We start from the raw sequence: 21,865 nt of genomic DNA, 5'->3' as shown, positions 1-21,865 counted from the left end.
TGCTGCGTCGCGGCATCGGCATGACCTCCCAGCGAACCCGGGAGCGGCTGATCCAGCGCCTGTACGAAGAAGGCATCTCCAACGCCAGGGTACTGGAGGTCATTCGCCGGACCCCGCGCCACCTGTTCGTCGACGAAGCGCTGGCGCACCGTGCCTATGAAGACACCGCGCTGCCGATTGGCAACAACCAGACCATCTCCCAGCCTTATATGGTGGCGCGCATGAGCGAGCTGCTGCTGGAGGCCGGTCCCCTCGACAAGGTGCTGGAGATCGGCACCGGGTCGGGTTATCAGACGGCGGTGCTGTCGCAACTGGTCGAGCGTGTGTTCTCGGTCGAGCGCATCAAGGTTCTGCAGGATCGGGCAAAGGAACGCCTGGTCGAACTGAACCTGCGCAACGTGGTGTTCCGCTGGGGCGATGGCTGGGAGGGCTGGCCGGCACTGGCACCATACAACGGGATTATCGTCACCGCAGTGGCAACCGACGTGCCCCAGGCATTGCTTGACCAGTTGGCACCGGGAGGCCGAATGGTGATCCCGGTCGGGGCCGGCGAAGTCCAGCAATTGATGCTGATCATCCGCGAGGAACAAGGTTTTTCCAGGCATGTCCTGGGGGCTGTGCGCTTCGTGCCACTGCTCAATGGGCCACTGGCCTGAGCATTTGTTTCGGCACGCTGAATTCTCTTCGATTGCCTTTGTCTTACAGCGGCATCGTTGTGTTAAACGGGATTCATCGTCAGGCAGCAAACGTGTGCGCGGCACCGATTCGCCACATTAAAGGTAAAGCGTGCACGGCCCGTTATACTTGCGACAGTTCATGCCGGACTCCGGCATTTCACATTTTCAGCCACCACAGAGGGAGCGGCGGGTGAGTCTCACAGTCATTGCGCAGCGTATGAGTAAAACGAGCTTTCAGCGCCTGGTGACTGGCCTTGTCTTGAGCACTTTGCTGGTCGGTTGTTCCAGCAACAAGTCCAGCGATGTTCGTGTCGTGGACCGTAACAATGCCGCGGCTCAGCGTCCAGCCGTGACCACCGGGCAATACATTGTTCGGCCCAAGGACACCCTGTTCTCCATCGCCTTCCGTTACGGCTGGGACTACAAGGCCCTGGCGGCACGCAACAACATTCCTGCGCCTTACACCATCCGTCCGGGTCAGACGATTCGCTTTGATGGTCGTACCAATTCAACGTCGACGGCGGTGGTCAGCTCGTCCAGTTCAACACCTTCGTCGTCGAGTAAAACCACGGTCATCCGTCGTTCGGCAAACGGTACGACCACCAGCACAACGACGGTTGTACCGTCCGTCGCGAGCAAGCCAGCCCCTGCTCCTTTGCCACCTCCCGGGCCAGCCCCGACCGGCTGGGGATGGCCATCTAATGGCATTCTGATTGGAAAATTCTCTTCAAACGGTAGTTTGAATAAAGGAATTGATATCGCCGGAGATTTGGGACAGCCTGTTTTAGCTGCGTCTGATGGGACGGTGGTATACGCCGGGAGTGGCTTAAGGGGCTACGGCGAATTAGTGATCATCAAGCACAGTGAAACCTACGTCAGTGCCTACGGACATAACCGCAGGCTGTTGGTTCGGGAGGGGCAGCAGGTCAAGGTCGGACAGACAATTGCCGAAATGGGGTCAACGGGTACAGACCGGGTGAAACTGCATTTTGAGATTCGCCGCCAAGGTAAACCTGTAGATCCGCTGCAATTCCTGCCACGCCGTTGATCGCTACCAGCCTGTTCCGTCGCGTAGAGGGGACAGGCTCCAGCGTTGCCAGGGAGAAAGGCGCCGCTTGAGCTTGAGGTCGAACTCACCAAAGGACTATAACAATGGCTCTCAGTAAAGAAGTGCCGGAGTTTGACATCGACGATGAGGTTCTCCTGATGGAGAGCAGCATCGATACGGATTCGATGTCGAATGATGAAGGGGCGGCTCCACCTTCCGTTCGTGCCAAATCCAAACACTCCGCATCCTTGAAACAGCACAAGTACATTGACTACACGCGGGCACTTGATGCCACGCAGTTGTATCTCAATGAAATTGGTTTCTCTCCCCTGCTGTCACCCGAAGAAGAAGTTCATTTTGCGCGCCTGTCGCAAAGTGGCGATCCGGCCGGGCGCAAACGCATGATTGAAAGCAACCTGCGACTGGTGGTGAAAATCGCCCGACGCTACGTCAATCGTGGGCTGTCGCTGCTGGACCTGATCGAAGAGGGCAACCTCGGCTTGATCCGGGCGGTGGAGAAGTTCGATCCGGAACGCGGTTTCCGCTTCTCGACCTACGCGACCTGGTGGATTCGCCAGACCATCGAACGCGCAATCATGAATCAGACCCGGACCATCCGGCTGCCGATCCATGTGGTCAAGGAGCTGAACGTGTACCTGCGGGCTGCGCGGGAGCTGACGCAAAAACTCGACCATGAACCCTCACCCGAAGAAATCGCCAACCTGCTGGAAAAACCGGTGGGAGAGGTCAAGCGTATGCTCGGCCTTAACGAACGGGTTTCTTCGGTCGACGTCTCGCTGGGTCCGGATTCGGATAAAACCCTGCTGGACACCCTGACTGACGACCGTCCAACCGATCCATGCGAATTGTTGCAGGACGACGACCTGTCCCAGAGCATCGATCAATGGCTCTCGGAACTGACCGACAAGCAACGCGAAGTGGTTGTACGCCGCTTCGGCCTGCGCGGCCATGAAAGCAGCACCCTTGAAGACGTCGGCCTGGAAATCGGCCTGACCCGGGAGCGGGTCAGACAGATTCAGGTGGAGGGCTTGAAGCGGCTACGCGAGATCCTGGAAAAAAATGGTCTGTCGAGCGAGTCGCTGTTCCAATAAGGCACTCACTGCGATGGCATGAAAAACCCCGACTTGCTCGGGGTTTTTTATTGCCTGGCCAGGAGACCGAGCCCCCCCTCGGGATTTTGGTTTCGTGCTGTAAGCCTAGGCTTACTCTTGCGTAAGTGTTCGTTATTTTTACACCCCGGCAGTCGTCCATTCGGAGCGCTGACTGCCTATATGTGTTTGATTTATATTAATATTTTTTAGTATTAATGATGTGTGACACCAGAATCTCGCGCCAAGGGCCGATTGATCCCGGAGGGGAACACTCTAGTATTGAGGTTGTGTCGACGGACAGACACGTCCTTCATGGATGAGGGATATGGATATCGCAGGACGCGATTCATCAGGACGATGAAAAGGAATACAGGGAATAGGGAAAAAATGTGGGCGGGTCAAACCGCCCCTTTTTTTGCCCGCAGAAAAGCAAAAAGGCCCTTGTGGGGCCTTTTTCGCGAACGCGGGGGTAATCAGCGTTCGAGGTCTGCGATCTTGCCTGGCTTGCCGTCCCATTCTGCGGAATCGGGCATTGGATCTTTGCGTTCGGTGATGTTTGGCCAGATATCGGCCAACTCAGCGTTCAGCTCAATGAAGTTTTCCATGCCGGCCGGAACTTCATCTTCAGAGAAGATAGCCACGGCAGGGCATTCAGGTTCGCACAGCGCGCAATCGATGCACTCATCCGGGTGGATCACCAGGAAATTCGGGCCTTCGTAAAAGCAGTCCACCGGACAGACTTCTACGCAGTCGGTGTACTTGCACTTGATGCAGTTGTCGGTGACGACGAAGGTCATTTCTAATTTTCTCCTCAGGCGCGGCTTGCTGCGCCCCTTCTCGTAGGGGTCGCCAGGTTCGGGAGCGATAGTCTGCTGGCCAGGCTATTAGCCAGCAGCATCCCAAACCGCGCGAGATTCTAACAGCTTGCAAGCCGCTGCGTTAGATCCGTGTCTTTAGTGTATAGAGCATTTCGAGAGCACGACGTGGCGTCATGTCGTCCAGGTCGAGCTTGGCCAGGTCATCCAGCACCGGGTGCGGCAGGCTGGCAAACAGGTCGCTTTGCTGCGGCGCGGCCGGTTTGCCTTTGGCCGGTGCCGGTGTTTCGTGGGGCAAGGCGGTGTCCTCCAGGCGGCTCAGATGCTCGCGAGCACGGGTGATGACCTCGCTCGGTACGCCGGCCAGCTGCGCAACGGCCAGGCCATAACTCTGGCTGGCCGGCCCGGGCAGCACGTGGTGCAGGAATACGATGCGTTCGTTGTGCTCGGTGGCATTGAGGTGCACGTTGGCCACCAGCGGCTGGGCTTCCGGCAGGACGGTCAGTTCAAAGTAGTGGGTGGCGAACAGCGTGTAGGCACGCAGATGCGCCAGGCGCTCGGCCGCCGCCCATGCCAGGGACAGACCGTCGAAGGTGCTGGTGCCGCGCCCGACTTCGTCCATCAGCACCAGGCTGCGCTCGGTGGCGTTGTGCAGGATGTTCGCGGTTTCGCTCATTTCCACCATGAAGGTCGAACGCCCGCCGGCCAGGTCATCGCTGGAGCCGATCCGGGTGAAGATGCGGTCGACCAACGACAGTTCGCAACTGGCCGCTGGCACGAAGCTGCCGATGTGCGCCAGGAGCACAATCAATGCGGTTTGACGCATGTAGGTGGATTTACCGCCCATGTTCGGACCGGTGATCACCAGCATGCGGGTGTTGTCGTCCAGGCTCAGGTCGTTGGCCACGAACGGCGTGGTCAGCACTTGTTCGACCACCGGGTGACGACCCTGGCTGATGCGCATGCACGGCTCGCTGACGAAGCGCGGGCAGTTCAGATCGAGGTTCAGTGCACGTTCGGCCAGGTTGCTCAAGACGTCCAGCTCGGCCAGGGCGCCGGCGGTGTCCTGCAAAGGTGGCAGCTGGCTGATCAGATCTTCGAGCAACGCTTCGTACAGCATCTTCTCGCGGGCCAGGGCGCGACTCTTGGCTGACAATGCCTTGTCTTCGAATGCCTTGAGTTCCGGCGTAATGAAGCGCTCGGCGCCTTTGAGCGTCTGGCGGCGAATATAGTCGGCCGGTGCCGATTCCGCCTGCTTGCTTGGCAGCTCGATGAAGTAACCGTGGATGCGGTTGTAACCAACCTTCAGATGCGACAGGCCGGTGCGGGCCTTTTCCCGTGCCTCGAGGTCGATCAGGAATTGTCCGGCGTTTTCGCTCAGCGACTGCAATTCGTCGAGTTCGCTGTCGTAGCCGGTTTTTAGCACGCCCCCATCACGAATGACCGCGGGCGGGTTGTCGATGATGGCTTTTTCCAGCAGTGCCGCCAGTTCCGGATAGGTGCTGGTGATGGTGGCGAGTTGCTGGAGGTGTGGGGCTTCGAGCGCCGTCATTGCCACTTGCAGTTCGGGCAGTGCGCCGAGGGCGTCACGCAACCGGGCGAGGTCGCGGGGGCGGGCATTACGCAGGCCGATCCGCGCAAGAATCCGCTCGATGTCGCCGATTTCCTTGAGCTGCGGTTGCAGTCTTTCGAAGCGATAACCGTCGAGCAGGCAGGTGATCGAGCTCTGGCGTGCCAACAGCACCGTCAAGTCGCGCAATGGGCGATTCAGCCAGCGGGTCAGCAGGCGGCTGCCCATGGCGGTCTGGCAACGATCCACCACCGATTGCAGGGTGTTGTCGCGCCCCCCGGCCAGGTTGGTATCGAGCTCCAGGTTGCGACGGCTGGCGCCATCGAGCACCACGGTGTCGTCCAGGCGTTCATGGCGCAGGCTGCGCAAGTGGGGCAGGGCGGTGCGCTGGGTTTCCTTGGCGTAGGCCAGCAGACAACCGGCGGCACCGATCGCCAGGGTCAGGTTTTCGCAGCCAAAGCCCTTGAGATCCTGGGTCGAGAATTGCTGGCACAGGCTTTTGAGCGCCGAATCGCGCTCGAAATCCCACGGCGCACGGCGACGCACGCCGCGGCGTTTTTCCGCCGGCAAGTCCTTGGGCCAGTCATCCGGGATCAGTAACTCCACCGGGTTGACCCGCTCCAGTTCCGCCAGCAGGTTTTCCCAGCCCTTGATTTCCAGCACGCTGAAGTTGCCGCTGGTGATGTCCAGCACCGCCAGGCCGAACAGGCGCTCATCGCCCAGGACAGCGGCGATCAGGTTGTCCCTGCGCTCGTCGAGCAGCGCCTCGTCACTCACCGTCCCCGGCGTGATGATGCGTACCACCTGCCGCTCCACCGGCCCTTTGCTGGTGGCCGGGTCGCCGACCTGCTCGCAGATCACCACCGATTCGCCAAGCTTCACCAGTTTTGCCAGGTAACCCTCGGCGGCGTGGTAAGGAATCCCGCACATCGGAATCGCCTGGCCGGCCGACTGCCCGCGGGCGGTCAGGGTGATGTCCAGCAACTTGGCGGCCTTCTTCGCGTCTTCATAGAAGATCTCGTAGAAGTCGCCCATGCGGTAGAACATCAGCTGGTCCGGGTGCTGGTTTTTCAGGCGCCAGTACTGCTGCATCATCGGGGTGTGGGAGGACAGGTCGGAGACGGCTTTATTCATCGGATTGTCAGGAAGCTCGTTGAAAGAGGTGGGGCAAAAGCAGGGCAACGGCCGGGCTTTTCCGCGATGGGCGCAAGGTTACCATGGGCGGTCTGCCCGACGCAGGCGCCACGGCCGGGTGACATCCTTTACGATGCAAAAATCATGTTATGCATCGATTATGCAAATCGGCATTGTCTTCTTCGAAAAGTGCAAGCACTATGCGCGTTATGCAAAAGCGCAACGTATCTACTGTATTAAGGGCATTGCTCGATCAGCACGGGATCTCCCCCACGGAGCTTCACCGTCGCACCGGCGTGCCTCAATCCACGCTCTCGCGCATTCTCAGCGGGAAGATCGTCGATCCTTCGGATAAACATATTTCGAAGATTGCCGAGTATTTCGCCTTGAGCACCGACCAGTTGCGTGGCCGCGCGGACGTCTCGTCTGCCGCCAATGCCGGGCGTGCTCCTGTGCATTCGGAACTCAAGGATATAAGTCTGTGGGACGACGATACCCCTGTCGATGACGACGAGGTGTCGGTCCCCTTTCTTCGCGAGGTTGAATTGGCTGCGGGATCGGGAAGATTCGTTATCGAGGAGAGCGAGCGCTCTAGCCTGCGCTTCGGCAAACGGAGCCTGCGCCATAACGGCGTGCAGTTCGACCAGGCCAAATGCGTGACAGTGCGGGGCAACAGCATGTTGCCGGTGCTGCGCGACGGCGCCACGGTCGGGGTCAATGCCGGCAAGTGCGGCATTGGCGATATCGTTGACGGCGACCTTTATGCAATCAATCACAACGGCCAATTGCGGGTGAAGCAACTCTATCGCCTGCCGACCGGGATTCGCCTGCGCAGCTTCAACCGTGACGAGCATCCGGACGAGGATTACACCTTTCAGGAGATCCAGGAGGAGCCGATTGTTATCCTCGGACATGTCTTCTGGTGGGGTATGTACGCCCGCTAACACTCATCCGTTTAGATAAAACCCGCTTCCCGAGCGGGTTTTTTTCGTGTGCCGAAAGCATTGGACATCCTTTGATCATGCGTTTGTGCATTGACTGTTTATGCATAAGTGCATAGTGTTGCTGCCTGACTTTTAAGAATGCGCTGTGAACACTCACTCAAGGAGGCATGAAATGACCGCTGAGCAATATGCGTTGCTGGACATGCCTCTGTGGCTGGTCATCAGTCTGCCAATACTTGGTGGCGTTACCGGTGAAATGTGGCGTGCCGAAAAAGAGGGTGTTCGTGGCTGGTCCCTTGTCCGGCGCCTGAGCCTGCGGTCTGGATCCAGCATGATCTGCGGCGCTTCGGTCATCATGCTGCTGCACGCTGCCAATGTTTCCATCTGGGCTGCTTGTGCGGGTGGTTGTTTAGCGGCGATGGCCGGGACAGACGTCGTTCTGGGGTTGTATGAGCGTTGGCTGGCCAAGCGCATGGGTATCGGCCATACCCCCTCCGGTGACGTGGAGGATTGATTCTCCGACAGGCCTTTTCCAGAGCCTCCGGTTCTTTACATTTTGATCGTTCCTGTCGCTTGCAAGTGCGGTCTGCTCGTGTACGGTTAACCTCATCCCGCCCGATCAGGAGATGACCGTGAACGAAATCACCCAGCTCGCCGCCGAACTCGGCAGACGCCTGCAGGTTCTCAATGCCCACGTCACCACGGCGGAGTCCTGCACCGGCGGAGGCATCGCCGAGGCAATCACCCGTATCCCCGGGAGTTCGGCCTGGTTCGAGGCCGGTTATGTCACTTACTCCAACCGACAGAAAACCCTGCAACTGAATGTCCCGGTGGAGTTGTTCACCACCGTGGGCGCGGTCAGCCGCGAGGTGGTCGAGGCGATGGTCCGGGGGGCGCAGGAGAAAAATAGCGCGTATTTCTCCGTGGCGGTCAGTGGCATCGCCGGGCCGGATGGCGGAACGGCGAACAAACCGGTTGGCACGGTGTGGCTGGCCTGGGGCGTCGGAGATCAGGTGTTCTGCGAGCGGCAGCACTTCCCGGGTAATCGCGATGACGTCCGCCGACAAACGGTGAAGGCCGCGCTAGAGGGGCTGCTGCGCTATGCCGCGGCAGAAATCTCAAATCAGGGGTAGGCGATCCGGAAACGCTGTGGAATAATACTGGCTACTTATACAGGTGTTGGCCGTCAGGCCTTATTGATTACGTGAGGACTTTAATGGACGACAACAAGAAGAAAGCCTTGGCTGCGGCCCTGGGTCAGATCGAACGTCAATTCGGCAAGGGTGCCGTAATGCGTATGGGCGATCAGGACCGTCAGGCGATCCCGGCCATTTCCACTGGCTCTCTGGGGCTGGACATCGCTCTCGGCATTGGCGGTCTGCCAAAAGGCCGTATTGTTGAAATTTACGGTCCTGAATCTTCCGGTAAAACCACGCTGACCTTGTCCGTGATCGCCCAGGCTCAAAAAGCCGGCGCGACCTGTGCATTCGTCGACGCCGAACACGCCCTCGACCCTGAGTACGCCGGCAAGCTGGGCGTCAACGTCGACGACCTGCTGGTTTCCCAGCCGGACACCGGCGAGCAGGCCCTGGAAATCACCGACATGCTGGTGCGTTCCAACGCGGTTGACGTGATCATCGTCGACTCCGTGGCCGCCCTGGTGCCAAAGGCTGAAATCGAAGGCGAAATGGGTGACATGCACGTGGGCCTGCAAGCCCGTCTGATGTCCCAGGCACTGCGTAAAATCACCGGTAACATCAAGAACGCCAACTGCTTGGTGATCTTCATCAACCAGATCCGTATGAAAATCGGTGTGATGTTCGGTAGCCCGGAAACCACCACCGGTGGTAACGCACTGAAGTTCTACGCATCTGTTCGTCTGGACATCCGTCGTACGGGTGCGGTGAAAGAAGGTGATGAAGTCGTCGGTAGCGAAACCCGCGTCAAGGTTGTGAAGAACAAGGTGGCTTCGCCGTTCCGTCAGGCCGAGTTCCAGATTCTTTACGGCAAGGGCATCTACCTCAACGGTGAGATGATCGACCTGGGTGTTCTGCACGGTTTCGTCGAGAAGTCCGGTGCCTGGTATGCCTATGAAGGCACCAAGATCGGTCAGGGCAAGGCCAACTCGGCCAAGTTCCTGGCAGACAATCCGGAAGTCGCGGCAAAGCTGGAGAAGCAACTGCGTGACAAGCTGCTGTCGCCTGCATCGGTTGCGGACGCCAAAGCTTCTGCGGTCAAAGAGACCGAAGACGACCTGGCTGACGCTGATATCTGATCGAAGCGATGACCGCCGTACTCGATACACTCGTCGCGGTGCGGCGAACCGCAATGGACCTGCTCGCACGACGCGAGCACGGTCGTGTCGAGCTGACGCGTAAACTGCGTCAGCGCGGCGCCCTCCCTGAAATGATCGAAACAGCACTCGACCGGTTGACGGAAGAGGGGTTGTTGTCCGAAACCCGTTACCTGGAAAGTTTCGTTTCCTACCGCGCCCGCTCCGGTTATGGCCCTTTACGCATTCGTGAAGAGTTGGGCCAGCGTGGCCTGCAGCGCACCGATATTGAACTCGCCCTGCGTGAGAGCGGTATCGATTGGCAGGAGCAATTGATCGATACCTGGCGACGCAAGTTCTCCGGGCAATTGCCGGCAGATGCTCGGGAGCGAGCCAAACAAGGCAGGTTCCTGGCGTATCGGGGATACTCCATGGAAATGATCAACCGCCTGTTCAGCGGTCGAGGGATGGACGATTGAACTGAAACGGCCCGCTATTTAGATAGCGGGCCGTTTTTTTATGCCTCACGAAACCTTTGACGGCTCCCGCGTGCGTTGTTGTACCTGGGGTTTTGATTGTGCCCAGTTTTCCGGCAGGTTGATGTAGTCCACAAGTTCGCGCAGGCGACCATGATTGCGGGCATTGAAGTTGAAGACCAGCCGCGCCAGATGGCTGAATTCGGCTTCGTTGTGTTCTTCACCGCTGTAAGCGTGCTGATGGAAATGATCGCTCAGGCACAGGTCGGCGAATGCCGCCTGCATGTGTTCGAGTGCGTGGTCGCTGAGTGTGTGATTCATGCGAATCAGGAACTGATGCTTGAGCCAGCGACTGGAGTGGAAGTTGCTGTAGAACTGGTTGATGTGCTCTACCGCTTCTTCGACGTTGTAGACCAGTTTCACCAGTTTCATGTCAGTGGGCAGGATGTAGTGGTTTTCTTCCAGTTGCTGGTGAATGAAGTCCAGTGCGCCTTGCCAGAATTTGCCGTCCGGCGAGTCGAGCAGCACCACGGGTACCAATGGGCTCTTGCCGGTCTGGATCAGTGTCAGTACTTCCAGCGCCTCATCCAGCGTACCGAAGCCACCCGGGCACAGTACCAGGGCGTCGGCTTCCTTGACGAAGAACAGCTTGCGGGTGAAGAAGAAGTGAAAGGGCAGCAGGTTGGTCGTGCCGTCGACGGTGGGGTTGGCATGCTGCTCGAAGGGAAGGGTGATGTTGAACCCCAGGCTGTGTGTCAGGCCGGCGCCCTCATGGGCGGCGGCCATGATGCCGCCACCGGCGCCGGTAATGACCATCATGTCCGAGCGCGCCAGAGCGGCGCCGAGTTCCCGGGCCATGCTGTAGAGCGGATGTTCCATGGGGGTTCGGGCCGAGCCGAATACAGTGACCTTGCGCCGCCCCTTGAATTGTTCCAGCACGCGGAAAGCCTGCTCCAGTTCGCGCAGGGCTTGCAGGGTGATTTTGGCATTCCAGCGGTTGTGGTCTTCCTGGGCCATGCGCAGCACGGTCAGGATCATGTCGCGGTAGATCGGGATGTTCGGGCTGTTGGGTGAAATCAGCTTGAGTTGTTCTTCGACCTTGCTGATAAGGTCGTGGCCGCTTTCTTCAAAATGACGGCTCAGGAGATCGTTCGGTTGGTAAGGCATTCAACTTCTCCTTCTGCACAGAACCCTCGGCCCGACAATGTACGTCGGTGCCACGACACTTCATGTGTCGCTGTCTGCCCAGGCCCATGCCTGGGCGACCTACTTGACCCGAAAGGCATCGGATCATCCAAACAGGTTCTGTTTTCCCTTGGATGAAAGAAACGTTCGCATAACACGACAAGCGACGGCCAGCCCCTTTCCAGGCCTGAAAAAGTGAAAGTGGATACCCTGAAATCTAGACCTTCACAGTGATTTGCGCTGCCTTGATCATTGCGCCTCAAAGTCTTTCCTGGCAACCGCTTATTGACGATTTGCAAGGTGCTTTCACCGCTCGTCTGAACGCACGTCGCGTGTGCTGCACTCTGATTTACTAAGTTACAGGTGCGACACGACAACTTTGCGTCAACGGCAAGGCGCGCAATACAAGTGGTTCAAGGATTTTTTGCTCAAACATGAGTGAAGTGCAAGGAGGCGGGAAACCATGGCCAGAGTCGTTCTGGAGATCGATACGCAACTGTATCGATTGCTGAAGTCATCGGCCGAGACCCATCATTTGAGTCTCGAAGAGGAGTGCTGCCGACGTTTGCGCGGTGGCGAGCGTCGTTCGCATTATTTGCAGGCGCTGCTGGCGGAACTGCGCGCCGAAGATGAACAACGGCGCGCCAACTCCAGGTGATTACTTTTTCTTCTTGGCAGGTTGCAGGCAGTCCGATTCCTGGAAGCTTGCGGAACCGACCGGGCGGTTGGTCTTCACCTCAGTGAAGTCGTAACGCATGATCGCGCCCTTGGCCATCAGCTTGCGAAACCCTTCGTTTCGGCAGACTGAGGCTCCCAACTGGAAGTAAACCGCTTTTGGATCTGCGCGCATCTTGTCGGCGTGGCTGCTCTGCACGCTCAGATGGTTGATCAGCTGTTTGCCGTCAACGGTGTAGCCTTGATCGAGAATGTCTTCGTTGATCGCTCGAGGAGTGCCGACGCTGCTTTGGGTGGCGACGTTTTGCAGCATTTTGTTCAGTTCCGTGTCTTTCAAGGACGCAGCCTGGGCGTTGAAGGACGACGCCAGCAAAATGGCCGCGGTAGGAACGATAAGGCGCAGCATGAAACTCTCCTGGTTCAGTGATGCGGGGTTTGACCCGTCACGTGACTGTGCGTTCAGTGGCGGCGAATTATAGGGGAGGCTAGCTGGACGGTACAGGCTTGCGCCGGGCGGTCTGGTAAACTGCTGGCACTTTTTACCCTGTCGAGTGTTTTTCGTGTCGATTTCCCTTCTCTGTGGGCGTTGCCCGCGATGAGTCATACCCCCGCGCGCTTTGCCTTGAATGCCGTAGCCCGCTTGCGCGATCAGCGCGAAGAGGAGGGCATCAAGCCGATTCAGGCCCGCGGCTGGCGTGCGCCGCGCTGCCGTGACTGCCGGGTGATCGAGAGTCACTGTCTGTGTGCATGGCGTCCGCAGGTCGCTACCCGCTCCGGCGTGTGCCTGATCATGACCAACAAGGAGGTGTTCAAACCGAGCAACACCGGTTGGCTGATTGCCGACGTGGTGCCTGACAACCATGCCTTCATCTGGTCCCGTACCGAGGTTGATCCGAAGTTGCTGGCGCTGTTGTCCGACCCGCAATGGCAGCCTTTCCTGGTGTTTCCGGGTGAGTACGTCGAACCTGAGCGCGTGACAAACAGCGTGGACGTCGATGGCACGAAGCGCCCGCTTTTCATTCTGTTGGATGCGACCTGGACTGAAGCGCGAAAGATCTTTCGCAAGAGCCCCTATTTCGACCGACTGCCGATCCTCAGCCTGTTGCCAGAGAAACTCTCCCGCTACCGGTTGCGCCGCTCGACCCGCAGCGAGCATCTGTGCACGGCGGAAGTGGCGGCGCTATGCCTCGACCTTGCAGGTGATGTCGCCGCGGCATCGGCGCTGGATGCCTACTTCGATGTGTTCAGCCAGCATTACCTCGATGCCAAACATCAGTTGGACATGAACGTTTCGACCCCAGCGCACGCCGAATTGATGCCCTATGTTCAGGTGGTCACCCCATTGATGGACTGATTGTCGCGCATACTGCAATAAAGTGTACCGGCCATGCTGCTTGACCACCCCGGCTTCGCTGGGCATGCTTGGCGCCGATTAGGGTGCGGCCGGAGTTTTCGGCGCCGTTTTTTGCGCTGAGCGTGCCTTGTCAGTGCAGCTCCGTGGCTGTGCCTTGAGGTGCTTTGGCGAGGTCCGAATGCATCGGGCGTCCCATGAAAAACAGGATCATTTGAAAAATGGCCACATACGAAATCCTGATTGCCGATGACCACCCACTTTTTCGTAGTGCCTTGCATCAAGCGCTGACCCTGGGCCTTGGCCCGGATGTCCGTCTGGTGGAAGTGGCGAGCATCGCCGAACTGGAAGCCCGCCTGACGGAAAAGTCCGACTGGGATCTGGTGCTGCTGGACCTGAACATGCCGGGGGCCTACGGTTTTTCCGGGCTGGTCCTGCTGCGGGGGCAGTACCCGCAGATTCCGGTGGTCATGGTCTCGGCCCAGGAAGAGGCGACCATCATGGTCAAGTCTCGTGAATTCGGCGCCAGTGGCTTCATTCCCAAATCCAGCGACTTGAGTGTGATCCAGAAAGCCGTGCGGGCGGTCCTCGATGGCGACGTGTTCTGGCCGCCACAGGCGTTCGAAGCGGTCAGCGTCTCGGATGAAGCCAAGGCGGCCAGCGAAGGGCTTGCCAGCCTCACCCCGCAACAATTCCGGGTGCTGACCATGGTCTGCGAAGGCTTGCTGAACAAGCAGATCGCCTACGAGCTGAGTGTTTCCGAGGCGACTATCAAGGCGCACGTGACCGCGATTTTCCGTAAACTGAATGTGCGGACCCGGACCCAGGCCGCGCTGCTCTTGCAACAACTTGAGTCAATTTCCAGCCATTAAAGGCTGGCAAATTCACGCTTTTTTGACTTTGGTTGAACTAGCTTTCCCACTTCTTTTTTGCCAGTTGCCCACTCTATGTCACCTTTCAAAGGCCAGACCGGCCTGAAACGTATTCTCAATGCTTCCGGTTATTCGCTGGACGGCCTGCGCGCAGCCTTCACCGGTGAAGCTGCCTTTCGGCAATTGGTATTGCTCAACGTCATCCTGATTCCTTTGTCGTTCTTCCTGAATGTCAGCCGGGTCGAACAGGCGTTGTTGATCGCGGTATGCCTGTTGGCGTTGATCGTCGAGTTGCTCAACTCGGCCGTGGAAGCGGCCATCGACCGCATTTCCCTTGAGCGGCACCCGCTGTCCAAGAATGCCAAGGACATGGGCAGTGCCGCCCAAGCCGTGGCATTGAGCATGATTGCCCTGGTGTGGGCGGTGATTCTGCTCTAGGCGATCGTCGGCAGCACGATCTCGTCGCTGCGCTGAACCCCGGCGGTGAAGGCGCGGCACAGATCGAGGAACTCGCGCATCGCCGAGGTCTGATATTTCTGTTTATGCCAGATGAAATAAAACTGTCGCGCCAGATCCAGATCCGGCGTCTCGACAGGCACCAGGCTGCCGCGGCGAAATGCGTCGCGCAAAGCCAGCCTGGAAATGCAGCCAATCCCCAAACCAGACTCCACCGCGCGTTTGATCGCTTCGGTGTGCTCAAGCTCGAGCCGGATGTTTAACGAAGTGCGGTGATGGCGCATGGCTTGATCGAAGGTCAACCGCGTGCCCGAGCCCTGTTCGCGCAGGATCCAGGCTTCGTGGCTCAACTCCTCCATGGTGGCCGTGCCGCGCTTGGCCAACGGATGCTGAGGGGCGCAAAACACCACCAGTTCGTCCTCGACCCAGCTTTGTACTTCGATGTCCGGATGACTGCAGTCGCCTTCGATTAGACCCAGATCAATTTCATAGTGGGCCACTTGCTGCACGATATTGGCAGTGTTCTGCACATGCAGCTTCACCTGGCTTTCCGGGTGGCGCTGCATGAAGCTGCCGATCAACAATGTGGCCAGGTAATTGCCGATGGTCAGGGTTGCACCCACGGCCAGCGAGCCGAAACCGGATTTGCCATTGAGCAGGTCCTCGATTTCCTTGGCCTGGTCCAGCAGCGCCACCGCTTGTGGCAACAGTTGTTTACCAAGGGCGTTCAGGCTCAACCGTTTGCCGGCACGGTCGAACAACTGGCAGCTGCACTGGCGCTCCAGTTCGGTGATCGAGGTGCTCGCCGCCGATTGCGAGAGGTTGAGCAGACCCGCGGCACGGGACACACTTTCCTGCTGGGCGACGGCGACGAATACTTGAAGTTGACGGAGAGTAAATCGCATATCGATATAACCGATAACCCTTATCTTAATAATCCATTTAACAGATATTGTCTCTGCCTTTAGAATGCGATGCAATTGCGCAGAGCCGGCTTTTTTGCAGAGCAGGCGCCGAACACGCGCAGACCAATCTCCAGGAGTCCCACGTACATGAGCAACATGAACCACGAGCGTGTCCTCAGTGTTCACCACTGGAACGACACTCTGTTCAGCTTCAAGTGCACCCGTGATCCGGGTCTGCGCTTCGAGAACGGTCAGTTCGTGATGATCGGCCTGCAACAGCCCAACGGCCGCCCGCTTATGCGCGCTTACTCGATTGCCAGCCCGAACTGGGAAGAGCATCTCGAGTTTTTCAGCATCAAGGTGCCTGATGGTCCGCTGACTTCGCAGTTACAGCATCTGAAGGAAGGCGACGAGATCATCATCAGCAAGAAGCCTACCGGCACGCTGGTACTGGATGACCTCAAGCCTGGCAAACATTTGTACCTGCTCAGCACCGGCACCGGTCTGGCGCCGTTCATGAGCGTCATCCAGGACCCGGAAACCTACGAGCGCTTCGAAAAAGTGATCCTGTGCCACGGCGTTCGTTACGTCAACGAAGTCGCTTACCGCGAGTTCATCACCGAGCACCTGCCGCAGAACGAGTTCTTCGGTGACGCGCTGCGTGACAAGTTGATCTACTACCCGACCGTGACCCGTGAACCGTTCGAGAACGAAGGTCGCCTGACCGACCTGATGCGCAGCGGCAAGCTGTTCAGCGACATCGGTCTGCCACCGATCAACCCGCAGGACGACCGCGCCATGCTGTGCGGCAGCCCGAGCATGCTCGACGAGACCAGTGAAGTGCTGAACAGCTTCGGCCTGAAGGTTTCGCCGCGGATGCGCGAGCCGGGTGATTACCTGATCGAGCGAGCGTTCGTCGAGAAGTGACCGCAGGTCACCTGTAGGAGCGAGCTGGCTCGCGATGGTCGTTAACGATAACGCGGGAAGCTTGATACCCCGCGGCGTCCTCAGGTTTTTCGCGAGCATGCTCGCTCCTACAGAAGATTTGCAGCGCATCTAAAAAGCCCGCATGACCTGAGAAGGTCATGCGGGCTTTTTCGTTTCCGGAGTTCAGACCCGCGCGGGAATGACTTCCAGGACGCGGATCAGCTCCGGTGTCGGGTAATGCCAACGCACATCCAGATCCCAGAACTGCGCGCCGTATTCCCGCTCGGGTGCAGGTATTTGATAGGCCGGGCGTGGATCTTGCGCCAGGCATTGCTCGATCAACTCAACCAAAGGCTCCTCAAGGCGCTGAGCGTGCTCGTGAGCCTGTTGCAGCGCTGCGTCCGTCCACTGCACGGGAATCAACAGCGGCGCAGCGCTGGCGATGCTGTTGGTGGCTGTATCGATGATGTCGGCGTAAGGCACGTAGGGTTTTATGTCGAGAATCGGCGTGCCGTCCAGCAAGTCAATACCGGATATCCACAGGCGATTGGCTTCGATCTTGTCCAGCTTGACCACGGATTGACCGATGCCATTGGGGCGGTGGGTGGCGCGGGTGGCGAACACGCCCATGGACTTGTTGCCGCCGAGGCGCGGTGGGCGGACCTTCAAGCGAGGTTTTTCTTCCAGGGCCTGGTGGAACAGGAACAGCAGCCACACGTGGCTGACCTGCTCCAGGCCTTGTACCGCGTCCCCTTGATCGAACGGAGCCACCAGTTCCAGCACGCCACGGGCAGCCGGGGCCAGTTGCGGTTGGCGCGGAATGGCGAACTTCTCCTTGAAACAGGAGCGCACGAAGCCGATGGGGGAAACGCTGTAGGTCATGGTTTGAGGTCGAGACGGGGGAAGAGGCGGGCATGATAACCCGATCGACCTGTGTTCAGTGGTGGCAGTGCCGGCCCTTTCGCGAGCAAGCCCGCTCCCACATTTGAACGGGTTGAAACACAAATATGTGAACAACTCAGGACCAATGTGGGAGCGGGCTTGCTCGCGAAGGCCGCACCGCCGATCTACAGGCTGAACCCGCCATCCAAAGGAATAATGTTTCCGGTCATATAGGCTCCGGCAGTACTTGCCAAACTGATCGCCAGCGCCGCCATCTCTTCCTCGCGGCCCCAACGCTTCATCGGGATCAATGCCGTATCCTGCGCCAGCGCCTGTTCATCATTGCCGATGTGCTGGGTCATCTTGCTCGGAAACCGCCCCGGGGCGATCACGTTGACGTTGATGTGCTGGCTCACCAGTTCGCGCGCCAGAATCCTCGACAGTTGGTGCAACGCAGCCTTGCTCGGCCCGTAGGCATACGCCTGCTCGCCGAAGGAGGAAATCCCTGCCACCGATCCTATGTTGATGATCCGCGCCGGATTCGCTTCGGAACCGGCCTTGCGCAGCAGGGGCAGGAACTGCTGGATGCAGTTGAACACCGACGTCACGTTGAGCTGCATGACTTTTTCCCAGCCTTTGATCGGGTAGCTCTCCAACGGTGCGCCCCAGGTGGTGCCGGCATTGTTCACCAGGATGTCCAGATGAGTGAGCTGCTCGCCCAGGCGCGTGGCCAGTTGCAGGACGCCCTCTTCGGTGGCGAGGTTCGCCGCGATGGCGCGGCAGCGGCCAAGTGCACCGAGTTCGTCAGCGGTTTGCTGGCAGGCTTCGACGTCGCGGGCGCAGACGTATACGGTAGCGCCCGCCTCGACGTAGGCCTTGGCGATCATCTTGCCGATACCACGGGTGCCGCCGGTCACCAGGGCGGTGCGGCCTTGCAGGGAAAAGTAGGGATGCATGGCGAATCCTGAGAACTGAGGTCTTTACACCCTAGTCGTCAGCCGCCAGAAGCGGAGCCACTATTTTTGCGCGGAATAGGGAGGCATTCGGTCCTGTAGGAGCTGGCTTGCCAGCGAAGGATGAGAGACCGCCGCGTTCATCCAGTCAGCACGCATTATCGTTTGCGACCATCGCTGGCAAGCCAGCTCCTACAGAAAACAGATGTGTCTCGAGCTTACTGCGGACGCACTCGCAGGGTCAGGCCCTTGAGGAAATTGCGCAGCAACTGGTCGCCGCACGGGCGATAGTTGGTGTGACCGAACTTGCGGAACAGTGCGCTCAGTTCAGGCTTGGACACCGGAAACTCGGCAGCCTTGAGGATCGCGTGCATGTCGTCTTCTTTCAGCTCGAACGCCACCCGCAGCTTTTTCAGGATGATGTTATTGGTCACCGGCACTTCGATCGGCTGCGGCGGGCGGCTTTCGTCCTTGCCGCGCTTGAAGATCACCAGGCCGTCGAGGAAGTGCGCCATGACTTCGTCCGGGCAGCGTACGAAACCTTCCTCGTCTTCCTCTTTCTTGTCGAGGTAGGTCAACAGGTCCGGCAGGGTCACGTCCAGGCCGCCGAGCTTGATGATCTCGATGACTTTCTTGTCGCTGATGTCGAGCATGTAGCGCACGCTGCGCAGTACGTCGTTATGAATCATGTGTGCAGTCCTGATATTCAGCTGTGGGCGTCGCGGCCAGGCGCGGCGCCGAAATGGATGGCGGCGAGAAAAGCCTTAGAACTTCTCTTTGCCGGACAGATAGCGCCATTGCCCCACCGGCACTTTGCCGATGGACACGCCGCCGATGCGAATGCGGCGGATACCGACGACCTTGAGGCCGACCGCCTGGCAGAGCAGGGCGATGATGCCCGGCTGCGGGTTCTTCATGGCAAAGCGCAGACGGTTCTCGTTCTGCCAGCTGGCCTTGACCGCCGGCAACTCCTTGCCCTTGTAGGTCAGGCCGTGGTTCAGGCGGTTCAGGCCGTGGGCCACCATCTCGCCTTCAACCTCGACCACATACTCTTGCTCGATCTTGCTGGAGTCGGCGGTGAGTTTGCGCAGGATTTTCCAGTCCTGGGTGAACACCAGCAGCCCGCTGGCGTTGGCCTGCAGGTCGGTGCTGGCGGTCAGGCGCAGGAAGTGCCCGCGCAACGGGCGCTTGCCGTAGCGGTGCTCTTCGCTCAGGGTCTCGGCGCCGAGGGTGGCCAAGGCGGTGTCTGCGTCCATGCCTGCGGGCACATTGAGCAGCAGGGTCACCGGTTCCGGTGCGGTGGCCTTGGCTTCTGGATCAAGCTCGACCTTCTGGGTGTCGACCTTGAATTGCGGCTCGTCGATGACCACACCGTCGACGGTGACCCAGCCGCCCTCGATGAACAGCTCAGCCTCCCGACGGGAACAGCCGACGAGTTCGATGAGGCGTTTGGAGAGACGAATCGGGTCAGTCATGTCAGGGCCGTAACAAAAAGGGGGTGGGCATTGTACCTGCCTGGCGCCGGTTAATCCCGGTTCCATTTACGCAGTGAGGCTTTTTGTGGGAGCGGGCTTGCTCGCGAAAGGGCCATCAGCCTCAACATGTATGTTGGCTGACACACCGCCTTCGCGAGCAAGCCCGCTCCCACATTTGATCTGTGTTGTGTCATCCATGCCGTGATTTTTGCTGGTCCTGACGCAAACGCATGTGCAACAACGGATACGGCTGGCCCATGCCATCGACCTCCGAGCGACCGATGACCTCGAAGCCTTGCTTGAAGTAAAAGCCGAGGGCTTGCGGGTTCTGTTCGTTGACGTCCAGTTCGTCGGCGTTCAGGTGTTCCAGGGCATAGTGCAACAATTTCTTGCCCAGGCCCTGGCCGCGATGGTCGGGGTCGATGAAGAGCATTTCGATCTTGCCGGCCGCGACGCCGGCGAACCCGGTGATGCGCTGGTTCGAATCCTTGGTGCAGATCAGCATCACCGCATCGAGGTAGCGGGTCAGCACCAGGTTCTTCAGCAGTTCGATGTAGCTGTCTGGCAGAAAGTCGTGGGTGGCGCGTACCGAGGCCTCCCAGACCCGGGTCAATTCTTCGTAGTCGCCGAGTTTCGGCGTGTGGATGACCGAATGCTGACGCATGCCCGTCTGCCTCTTATGCAGTGGTTGATAGGAATCCTTCCATGTGCAAACGATAGCCGTAAAAAAGCCCCGCATCTCGTCAAGAGAGCGGGGCTTTGCGTATTTTTTGCGTTTAGATCTGTTCAGCCCACAGATCGTATTCGTCGGCGTCGGTCACTTTGCACCAGACCTTGTCGCCCGGCTTGAGGTTGCTGCCGTTGTCGATGAAAACGTTGCCGTCGATTTCCGGGGCATCGAAGAAGCAGCGGCCGACCGCGCCTTGCTCGTCGACTTCATCGACCAGCACTTCGATCTCACGGCCGATGCGCATTTGCAGACGCGCCGAGCTGATGGCCTGCTGGTGCGCCATGAAGCGCTCCCAGCGGTCCTGCTTGATGTCGTCCGGGACGACTTCCAGGTCCAGGTCATTGGCCGGTGCGCCTTCAACCGGCGAGTACTGGAAGCAGCCGACGCGGTCGAGCTGGGCTTCGGTCAGCCAGTTCAGCAGGTACTGGAAGTCTTCTTCGGTCTCGCCCGGGAAGCCGACGATGAAGGTCGAACGGATGATCAGGTCCGGGCAGATTTCGCGCCAGTTCTTGATCCGCGCCAGGGTCTTGTCTTCGAAGGCCGGGCGTTTCATCGACTTGAGCACTTTCGGGCTGGCGTGCTGGAACGGGATGTCCAGGTACGGCAGGATCTTGCCGGCGGCCATCAGCGGGATCAGCTCGTCAACGTGCGGGTACGGGTAAACGTAGTGCAGGCGAACCCAGACGCCGAGGGTGCTCAGGGCTTCGCAGAGTTCGGTCATGCGGGTTTTCACCGGCGCGCCGTTCCAGAAACCGGTGCGGTATTTCACGTCGACGCCGTAGGCGCTGGTGTCCTGGGAGATCACCAACAGCTCTTTGACGCCGGACTTGACCAGGCGCTGGGCCTCGTCGAGCACATCACCCACCGGGCGGCTGACCAGTTTGCCGCGCATCGACGGGATGATGCAGAAGCTGCAGCTGTGGTTGCAGCCTTCGGAAATCTTCAGGTAGGCGTAGTGGCGCGGGGTCAGCTTGATGCCTTGTGGCGGCACCAGGTCGATCAGCGGGTTGTGGTCCTGGCGCGGCGGCACGACTTCGTGCACGGCATTGACCACTTGCTCGTACTGCTGCGGGCCGGTCACCGCCAGCACGCTCGGGTGTACGTTGCGAATGTTGCCTTCTTCGACGCCCATGCAGCCGGTCACGATGACCTTGCCGTTTTCCTTGATGGCTTCGCCAATCACTTCCAGGGACTCGGCCTTGGCCGAATCGATGAAGCCGCAAGTGTTGACTACCACGACATCGGCGTCCTGGTAGGTGGACACCACGTCATAGCCTTCCATGCGCAGCTGGGTAAGGATGCGCTCGGAGTCGACCAGTGCTTTGGGGCAACCCAGGGATACGAAGCCAACCTTTGGATTGGCCGGCGCAGGAGTGGTGGACATGTCTAACCTCGGTATTTTGTGA

Annotated in this window: 24 protein-coding genes; 13 read left to right on the top strand and 11 right to left on the bottom strand. The window is 59.0% G+C overall.

Annotation, left to right across the window (positions count from 1 at the left end; translation table 11 throughout):
• Positions 1-20 precede the first annotated feature (20 nt).
• From KGA98_RS11675 to rpoS, 3 genes are all read left to right on the top strand, one after another.
• A complete protein-coding gene (locus KGA98_RS11675; RefSeq protein ID WP_172435346.1) occupies positions 21-656 on the top strand; it encodes a protein-L-isoaspartate(D-aspartate) O-methyltransferase in 636 nt (211 codons plus the stop codon).
• Positions 657-867: 211 nt separating this feature from the next.
• Positions 868-1,725, top strand: coding sequence for a peptidoglycan DD-metalloendopeptidase family protein (locus tag KGA98_RS11670; RefSeq protein ID WP_090453404.1), 858 nt, complete (start codon positions 868-870; stop codon positions 1,723-1,725).
• A 104-nt stretch (positions 1,726-1,829) separates the two neighbouring features.
• Positions 1,830-2,837 (top strand): RNA polymerase sigma factor RpoS, encoded by a 1,008-nt coding sequence (gene rpoS / locus KGA98_RS11665; RefSeq protein ID WP_007990225.1) that lies wholly within the window; start codon positions 1,830-1,832, stop codon positions 2,835-2,837.
• Positions 2,838-3,310: 473 nt separating this feature from the next.
• Here rpoS and fdxA read toward each other — a convergent pair whose 3' ends face one another.
• Both fdxA and mutS read right to left on the bottom strand, forming a co-directional pair.
• Positions 3,311-3,634 carry a ferredoxin FdxA gene (gene fdxA / locus KGA98_RS11660; protein ID WP_007970729.1) on the bottom strand — a complete coding sequence of 108 codons (324 nt, stop codon included), beginning with the start codon at positions 3,632-3,634 and terminating at the stop codon, positions 3,311-3,313.
• Positions 3,635-3,776: 142 nt separating this feature from the next.
• Positions 3,777-6,356 carry a DNA mismatch repair protein MutS gene (mutS, locus tag KGA98_RS11655; protein ID WP_223502379.1) on the bottom strand — a complete coding sequence of 860 codons (2,580 nt, stop codon included), beginning with the start codon at positions 6,354-6,356 and terminating at the stop codon, positions 3,777-3,779.
• A gap of 209 nt (positions 6,357-6,565) precedes the next feature.
• Between mutS and KGA98_RS11650 the strand changes: the two genes are divergently transcribed.
• The 5 genes from KGA98_RS11650 (at position 6,566) to recX (ending at position 10,051) form a co-directional block, all read left to right on the top strand.
• Positions 6,566-7,300 (top strand): helix-turn-helix transcriptional regulator, encoded by a 735-nt coding sequence (locus tag KGA98_RS11650; protein WP_150812917.1) that lies wholly within the window; start codon positions 6,566-6,568, stop codon positions 7,298-7,300.
• Between the two features lie 172 nt (positions 7,301-7,472).
• Positions 7,473-7,814, top strand: coding sequence for a phage holin family protein (locus KGA98_RS11645; RefSeq protein WP_150812918.1), 342 nt, complete (start codon positions 7,473-7,475; stop codon positions 7,812-7,814).
• 118 nt (positions 7,815-7,932) lie between these two features.
• Positions 7,933-8,433, top strand: a complete 501-nt coding sequence (locus KGA98_RS11640; RefSeq protein ID WP_057716659.1) for a CinA family protein — start codon at positions 7,933-7,935, stop codon at positions 8,431-8,433.
• 83 nt (positions 8,434-8,516) lie between these two features.
• Positions 8,517-9,575 (top strand): recombinase RecA, encoded by a 1,059-nt coding sequence (gene recA, locus KGA98_RS11635; protein ID WP_007996915.1) that lies wholly within the window; start codon positions 8,517-8,519, stop codon positions 9,573-9,575.
• An 8-nt stretch (positions 9,576-9,583) separates the two neighbouring features.
• Positions 9,584-10,051, top strand: a complete 468-nt coding sequence (gene recX / locus KGA98_RS11630) for a recombination regulator RecX (protein WP_056720921.1) — start codon at positions 9,584-9,586, stop codon at positions 10,049-10,051.
• A gap of 45 nt (positions 10,052-10,096) precedes the next feature.
• Here recX and KGA98_RS11625 read toward each other — a convergent pair whose 3' ends face one another.
• Positions 10,097-11,215 (bottom strand): TIGR00730 family Rossman fold protein, encoded by a 1,119-nt coding sequence (locus KGA98_RS11625; protein ID WP_223502378.1) that lies wholly within the window; start codon positions 11,213-11,215, stop codon positions 10,097-10,099.
• Positions 11,216-11,696: 481 nt separating this feature from the next.
• On the opposite strand from KGA98_RS11625, the gene KGA98_RS11620 reads away from it, so the two are divergent.
• The gene (locus KGA98_RS11620; RefSeq protein ID WP_057716151.1) at positions 11,697-11,891 is read left to right on the top strand and encodes a hypothetical protein; all 195 of its coding nucleotides are present in this window, start codon (positions 11,697-11,699) and stop codon (positions 11,889-11,891) included.
• On the opposite strand, the gene KGA98_RS11615 is transcribed toward KGA98_RS11620, so the two are convergent.
• Complete coding sequence (locus KGA98_RS11615; protein ID WP_057716150.1) at positions 11,892-12,314, bottom strand: PA3611 family quorum-sensing-regulated virulence factor; 423 nt, start codon at positions 12,312-12,314, stop codon at positions 11,892-11,894.
• A gap of 189 nt (positions 12,315-12,503) precedes the next feature.
• On the opposite strand from KGA98_RS11615, the gene KGA98_RS11610 reads away from it, so the two are divergent.
• The 3 genes from KGA98_RS11610 (at position 12,504) to KGA98_RS11600 (ending at position 14,569) form a co-directional block, all read left to right on the top strand.
• A complete protein-coding gene (locus KGA98_RS11610) occupies positions 12,504-13,262 on the top strand; it encodes a tRNA-uridine aminocarboxypropyltransferase (protein WP_223502377.1) in 759 nt (252 codons plus the stop codon).
• Positions 13,263-13,480: 218 nt separating this feature from the next.
• A complete protein-coding gene (erdR, locus tag KGA98_RS11605) occupies positions 13,481-14,131 on the top strand; it encodes a response regulator transcription factor ErdR (protein ID WP_057716148.1) in 651 nt (216 codons plus the stop codon).
• A 75-nt stretch (positions 14,132-14,206) separates the two neighbouring features.
• Positions 14,207-14,569: a diacylglycerol kinase gene (locus KGA98_RS11600; RefSeq protein WP_057716147.1), complete on the top strand. Its 363-nt coding sequence runs from the start codon at positions 14,207-14,209 to the stop codon at positions 14,567-14,569.
• Here KGA98_RS11600 and KGA98_RS11595 read toward each other — a convergent pair.
• Positions 14,566-15,492 (bottom strand): LysR family transcriptional regulator, encoded by a 927-nt coding sequence (locus tag KGA98_RS11595; protein ID WP_043302480.1) that lies wholly within the window; start codon positions 15,490-15,492, stop codon positions 14,566-14,568. The two genes, KGA98_RS11600 and KGA98_RS11595, sit on opposite strands and share 4 nt — an antisense overlap.
• A 147-nt stretch (positions 15,493-15,639) precedes the next feature.
• Between KGA98_RS11595 and fpr the strand changes: the two genes are divergently transcribed.
• A complete protein-coding gene (gene fpr / locus KGA98_RS11590) occupies positions 15,640-16,419 on the top strand; it encodes a ferredoxin-NADP reductase (protein WP_008054100.1) in 780 nt (259 codons plus the stop codon).
• A 183-nt stretch (positions 16,420-16,602) separates the two neighbouring features.
• On the opposite strand, the gene tsaA is transcribed toward fpr, so the two are convergent.
• The 6 genes from tsaA to rimO all read right to left on the bottom strand — a co-directional run bounded on the left by tsaA (position 16,603) and on the right by rimO (position 21,843).
• Positions 16,603-17,301: a tRNA (N6-threonylcarbamoyladenosine(37)-N6)-methyltransferase TrmO gene (tsaA, locus tag KGA98_RS11585; RefSeq protein WP_090453501.1), complete on the bottom strand. Its 699-nt coding sequence runs from the start codon at positions 17,299-17,301 to the stop codon at positions 16,603-16,605.
• Between the two features lie 185 nt (positions 17,302-17,486).
• Positions 17,487-18,257 carry an SDR family oxidoreductase gene (locus tag KGA98_RS11580; protein ID WP_223502376.1) on the bottom strand — a complete coding sequence of 257 codons (771 nt, stop codon included), beginning with the start codon at positions 18,255-18,257 and terminating at the stop codon, positions 17,487-17,489.
• A gap of 215 nt (positions 18,258-18,472) precedes the next feature.
• Positions 18,473-18,943, bottom strand: coding sequence for a DUF1456 family protein (locus tag KGA98_RS11575; protein WP_046041186.1), 471 nt, complete (start codon positions 18,941-18,943; stop codon positions 18,473-18,475).
• Positions 18,944-19,018: 75 nt separating this feature from the next.
• Positions 19,019-19,729 carry an rRNA pseudouridine synthase gene (locus KGA98_RS11570; RefSeq protein ID WP_057716144.1) on the bottom strand — a complete coding sequence of 237 codons (711 nt, stop codon included), beginning with the start codon at positions 19,727-19,729 and terminating at the stop codon, positions 19,019-19,021.
• Between the two features lie 190 nt (positions 19,730-19,919).
• On the bottom strand, positions 19,920-20,393 hold the full coding sequence (locus tag KGA98_RS11565) for a GNAT family N-acetyltransferase (protein ID WP_150812923.1): 474 nt from the start codon (positions 20,391-20,393) through the stop codon (positions 19,920-19,922).
• A 112-nt stretch (positions 20,394-20,505) separates the two neighbouring features.
• Entirely contained in the window at positions 20,506-21,843 is a 1,338-nt protein-coding gene (rimO, locus tag KGA98_RS11560; RefSeq protein ID WP_057716142.1) for a 30S ribosomal protein S12 methylthiotransferase RimO, read from the bottom strand.
• Positions 21,844-21,865 lie beyond the last annotated feature (22 nt).

Source organism: Pseudomonas sp. BF-R-24 (assembly GCF_019947335.1).
In the GTDB taxonomy this organism is placed as follows: domain Bacteria; phylum Pseudomonadota; class Gammaproteobacteria; order Pseudomonadales; family Pseudomonadaceae; genus Aquipseudomonas; species Aquipseudomonas jessenii.
Note: the sequence above shows the minus strand (reverse complement) of the source record. Positions and strands in the feature narration are given on the sequence as shown.